This is a genomic window from Brevundimonas sp., assembly GCF_050729455.1.
GTDB lineage: Bacteria > Pseudomonadota > Alphaproteobacteria > Caulobacterales > Caulobacteraceae > Brevundimonas.
In genome coordinates, this window is the sequence record NZ_JBOHLI010000112.1 from 1 (window position 1) to 2,148 (window position 2,148).

2 protein-coding genes are annotated in these 2,148 nt (G+C 69.6%); one reads left to right on the top strand and one right to left on the bottom strand.

From position 1 onward, the window contains the following. On the bottom strand, window positions 1–647 hold a 647-nt coding region (locus ACREEF_RS15740), incomplete at its 3' end, for a TolC family protein (protein ID WP_431566508.1). A 153-nt stretch (window positions 648–800) separates the two neighbouring features. Between ACREEF_RS15740 and ACREEF_RS15745 the strand changes: the two genes are divergently transcribed. Next, the gene (locus tag ACREEF_RS15745; RefSeq protein WP_431566509.1) at window positions 801–2,120 is read left to right on the top strand and encodes an Hsp70 family protein; all 1,320 of its coding nucleotides are present in this window, start codon (window positions 801–803) and stop codon (window positions 2,118–2,120) included. Window positions 2,121–2,148 lie beyond the last annotated feature (28 nt).

The window sequence follows — 2,148 nt, forward strand, 5'->3', positions numbered from 1 at the left end:
GCTTCGGTCTGCACCTCGCCAAGTTGATCGTTGATGGCGATGCGCCGATCCAGGGCGCGATAGTCCAGATAGGTGCGGGCGACTTCGGCGGTCAGGATGATTTCCGCGTCGCGCAGGGTCCAGACCGCCGCCCCAGCGCGCGCCTCCGCCGCCTCGGCCGCCCGCTGGTCGGCGCCGAACAGGTCCAGCTCCCACGCGGCGTCGAAGCCGGACTGATAGGTGTCGAACGCCGTCCCGGGTGCGCCGGGCGTGCCCGCACCGCCCGGCGGAGCGGCGACGACGGCGTTCTCGCTGAGCCGGGTGTGGCTGGCCTGAGCCCTGGCCGAGACGCTGGGCCACGCGGCGGCGGCGACGATCCGGGCCTGATGGCGCGCCTCCTCGATCCGCAGCGCCGCCTGACGCACATCCAGATTGTCCGTTCGTGCCTCGGCGACCAGCCGGTCCAGCAACGGATCGCCGAAGCCCCGCCACCAGGCCGCATCTGGTTGCCCCTCCGGCGAAGTCTGCGAGAAGGCGGCGGGAACGGCGACCGACGGTTCGCGGTAGTCCGGCCCCGCGACGCAGGCCGCCAGCGGGAGCGCAAGTACAAGCGCGAGGCGCCGCGCGATGAAGCTCGGACCCGCGCGCTCTGTTGCCGCCTTCGTCATCCGTTCGCCCTCGGCGCGCCACGCCGCCATTCGATCAAGCTAGGCGGCTACGGCAGGCATAACGCCGGTCGTCGCCTAATGGTCGCATGACTGGCCTTGACGCGGGCGGGCAGAGGGCTAGGAACCCCGGCCCCTCTCCCCGCAGGTTCCTCCATGACATCCGCGACCCCCGCCACCATCGGCATCGACTTCGGCACGACCAATACGGTGGTGTCGCTGACCCACGGCGACGGCCCCGCGACCCTGGTCCGGTTCCAGGTGGAGGAGAAGGACCTGTTCGCCTTCCGCTCGGCGCTGAGTTTCCAGCTGCATGAGGCGCGCGACGGCGGCTCGCCCGAGCGGGTGATCGAGGCTGGGCCCTGGGCCATCGAGTCCTATGTCGAGGACCCGCTGGAGACGCGCTTCATCCAGTCGTTCAAGACCTTCGCCGCCAGCGCCGCCTTTACCGAGACGCGCATCGACAACCGCCGCTATCGCTTCGAGGACCTGCTGTCGGCCTTCCTGCTGCGGCTGAAGCATCATGCCGACGGGGCGATGGATGACCTGCCGCCGCGCATCATCGTCGGGCGGCCCGTGACCTTCGCCGGCGGCAATCCCAATGAGACCCTGGCGCTGGAGCGCTATGAGGCGGCGTTCGCCCGTCTGGGCTTCACCGACATCCGTTATGCCTATGAGCCTGTCGGCGCGGCCTTCTTCTTTGCGCGCGAGCTGAAGCAGGACGCCAATGTCCTGGTCGCCGACTTCGGCGGCGGCACCAGCGACTTTTCCATCGTGCGGTTCGAGCGGGCCGACGGCGCGCTGAAGTCCACGCCGCTGGCGCGGTCGGGCGTGGGCGTGGCGGGCGACGCCTTCGACTATCGGATCATCGACCAACTGGTCTCGCCCGAACTGGGCAAGGGCAGCCTGTACCGGGCCTTCGACAACCGCCTGCCGATCCCCCAGCGCTACTACAGCGCCTTCGCGCGCTGGGATCAGCTGGCCCTGCTGCGGGCGTCCAAGGATATGCGCGACATTCGCGGCCTGGCCGCGACGGCGCTGGAGCCCGAGAAGATCGAGCGCCTGATCGAGGTGCTGGACGACAACCATGGCTACGCCCTCTATCGCGCGGTCTCGGGCCTGAAGGAGGCCCTGTCGCGGGACGAGGAGGCGCTCTTCTCCTTCGTCGCCGGATCGGTGCGGATCGAGAAGCCGGTCAAGCGCGCCGACTTCGAAGGCTGGATCGCCCCGGAGCTGCAGGCCATGGAGGCTGCTGTCGACGAGGCCATGGCCCAGTCGGGGCTGGACGGGACGCAGATCGACCGCGTCTTCCTGACCGGCGGCACCTCCTTCGTGCCGGCGGTGCGCGACATCTTCATCCGCCGCTTCGGCGCCGACCGCATCGAGACGGGCGGCGAGTTCGAATCCATCGCCTCGGGCCTGGCCCTGATCGGACGCGAGGCCGATCTGGACCTGTGGAGCCAGAAGGCCGCCTGATCCCAATGCACGTCACCCTATCCTAACG

Coding starts and splice junctions, on each gene's coding strand:
- ACREEF_RS15745 (WP_431566509.1), top strand. CDS start 801: ATGACATCCGCGACCCCCGCCACCATCGGCATCGACTTCGGCACGACC.